Annotated in this window: 1 rRNA gene; it reads left to right on the top strand. The window is 49.7% G+C overall.

What is annotated here, in order from left to right:
• The first annotated feature begins 130 nt into the window (after positions 1–130).
• Positions 131–3053: ribosomal RNA gene (locus tag ERX37_RS11120) — 23S ribosomal RNA — on the top strand.
• Positions 3054–3140: the final 87 nt, after the last annotated feature.

Genomic DNA, 3140 nt, shown 5'->3' with positions numbered 1-3140 from the left:
TTGTACTTTGAAAACTAGATAAAGTAAGAAAAAATTGATTTACCAAGCAAAACCGAGTGAGTTCATTATTTTATGAATTCTCAAAAAATCGCGCGTCTGTATTCATACAGACATCACATTATTAATAACAGATTAAGTTATTAAGGGCGCACGGTGGATGCCTTGGCACTAGAAGCCGACGAAGGACGTTACTAACGACGATATGCTCTGGGGAGCTGTAAGTAAGCACTGATCCAGAGATTTCCGAATGGGGAAACCCAGCATGAGTTATGTCATGTTATCCATATATGAATACATAGTATATGAGAAGGCACACCCGGAGAACTGAAACATCTAAGTACCCGGAGGAAGAGAAAGAAAACTCGATTCCCTGAGTAGCGGCGAGCGAAACGGGAAGAGCCCAAACCAGGATGCTTGCATCCTGGGGTTGTAGGACACTCAGCACGGAGTTACAAAGGAATAATTTAGACGAATGACTTTGGAAAAGTCAACCATAGAAGGTAAAGGTCCTGTAGTCGAAAAGTTATTCTCTCCTGAGTGGATCCTGAGTACGGCGGAACACGTGGAATTCCGTCGGAATCCGGGAGGACCATCTCCCAAGGCTAAATACTCTCTAGTGACCGATAGTGGACCAGTACCGTGAGGGAAAGGTGAAAAGCACCCCGGAAGGGGAGTGAAATAGAACCTGAAACCGTGTGCTTACAAGTAGTCAGAGCCCGTTAATGGGTGATGGCGTGCCTTTTGTAGAATGATCCGGCGAGTTACGTTTTGATGCAAGGTTAAGCAGTGGATGCGGAGCCGCAGCGAAAGCGAGTCTGAACAGGGCGAATGAGTATCAGGACGTAGACCCGAAACCAGGTGATCTACCCATGTCCAGGTTGAAGTTCAGGTAACACTGAATGGAGGACCGAACCGACTTACGTTGAAAAGTGAGCGGATGAGGTGTGGGTAGCGGAGAAATTCCAATCGAACCTGGAGATAGCTGGTTCTCTCCGAAATAGCTTTAGGGCTAGCCTCGCATGATGATTACTGGAGGTAGAGCACTGTTTGGACTAGGGGCCCCCCTCGGGTTACCGAATTCAGACAAACTCCGAATGCCAGATAATTTAATGCGGGAGTCAGACTGCGGGTGATAAGGTCCGTAGTCGAGAGGGAAACAGCCCAGACCACCAGCTAAGGTCCCAAAATATATGTTAAGTGGAAAAGGATGTGGCGTTGCCCAGACAACTAGGATGTTGGCTTAGAAGCAGCCATCATTTAAAGAGTGCGTAATAGCTCACTAGTCGAGTGACGCTGCGCCGAAAATGTACCGGGGCTAAACATATTACCGAAGCTGTGGATTGTCCGTAGGACAATGGTAGGAGAGCGTTCCAAGGGCGTCGAAGCATGACCGTAAGGACATGTGGAGCGCTTGGAAGTGAGAATGCCGGAGTGAGTAGCGAAAGACGGGTGAGAATCCCGTCCACCGATTGACTAAGGTTTCCAGAGGAAGGCTCGTCCGCTCTGGGTTAGTCGGGACCTAAGCCGAGGCCGAATGGCGTAGGCGATGGATAACAGGTAGATATTCCTGTACCACCTAAGATTGTTTGAACGATGGGGGGACGCAGAAGGATAGGCGATCGTACTGTTGGTTATGTACGTCCAAGCATTGAGACTGAGTATCAGGCAAATCCGGTACTCGTAAGGTCAGGATGTGATGGGGAGCGAAATTAAGTAGCGAAGTCGTTGATTTCACACTGCCAAGAAAAGCCTCTAGTTAGAAATTAGGTGCCCGTACCGCAAACCGACACAGGTAGTCAAGATGAGAATTCTAAGGTGAGCGAGCGAACTCTCGTTAAGGAACTCGGCAAAATGACCCCGTAACTTCGGGAGAAGGGGTGCTTTTTAGGGTGTATGCCCTGAAGAGCCGCAGTGAATAGGCCCAAGCGACTGTTTATCAAAAACACAGGTCTCTGCAAAACCGTAAGGTGACGTATAGGGGCTGACGCCTGCCCGGTGCTGGAAGGTTAAAAGGAGTGGTTAGCATCTTGCGAAGCTACGAATTGAAGCCCCAGTAAACGGCGGCCGTAACTATAACGGTCCTAAGGTAGCGAAATTCCTTGTCGGGTAAGTTCCGACCCGCACGAAAGGCGTAACGATTTGGGCACTGTCTCAACGAGAGACTCGGTGAAATCATAGTACCTGTGAAGATGCAGGTTACCCGCGACAGGACGGAAAGACCCCGTGGAGCTTTACTGCAGCCTGATATTGAAATTCGGCACAGCTTGTACAGGATAGGTAGGAGCCTTTGAAGCGTGAGCGTCAGCTTACGTGGAGGCGCTGGTGGGATACTACCCTGGCTGTGTTGACTTTCTAACCCGCGCCACTTATCGTGGTGGGAGACAGTGTCAGGCGGGCAGTTTGACTGGGGCGGTCGCCTCCTAAAGAGTAACGGAGGCGCTCAAAGGTTCCCTCAGAATGGTTGGAAATCATTCGCAGAGTGTAAAGGCACAAGGGAGCTTGACTGCGAGACCTACAAGTCGAGCAGGGTCGAAAGACGGACTTAGTGATCCGGTGGTTCCGCATGGAAGGGCCATCGCTCAACGGATAAAAGCTACCCCGGGGATAACAGGCTTATCTCCCCCAAGAGTTCACATCGACGGGGAGGTTTGGCACCTCGATGTCGGCTCATCGCATCCTGGGGCTGTAGTCGGTCCCAAGGGTTGGGCTGTTCGCCCATTAAAGCGGTACGCGAGCTGGGTTCAGAACGTCGTGAGACAGTTCGGTCCCTATCCGTCGTGGGCGTAGGAAATTTGAGAGGAGCTGTCCTTAGTACGAGAGGACCGGGATGGACATACCTCTGGTGTACCAGTTGTCGCGCCAGCGGCATAGCTGGGTAGCTATGTATGGAAGGGATAAGTGCTGAAAGCATCTAAGCACGAAGCCCCCCTCAAGATGAGATTTCCCAACTTCGGTTATAAGATCCCTCAAAGATGATGAGGTCAATAGGTTCGAGGTGGAAGCACAGTAATGTGTGGAGCTGACGGATACTAATCGATCGAAGACTTAATCAATTTTAAGATTTTTTAGCTCGGTGAGCTTGGAATCGATTTTTCTTACTTATCTAGTTTTGAGAGTATAATTCTCAATTTGTCTGGTGA

Source organism: Macrococcus hajekii (assembly GCF_004359505.1).
Taxonomy (GTDB): Bacteria; Bacillota; Bacilli; order Staphylococcales; family Staphylococcaceae; genus Macrococcus; species Macrococcus hajekii.
The sequence above is the reverse complement of the archived record's forward strand: the minus strand, read 5'-3'. Positions and strand labels throughout refer to the sequence as shown.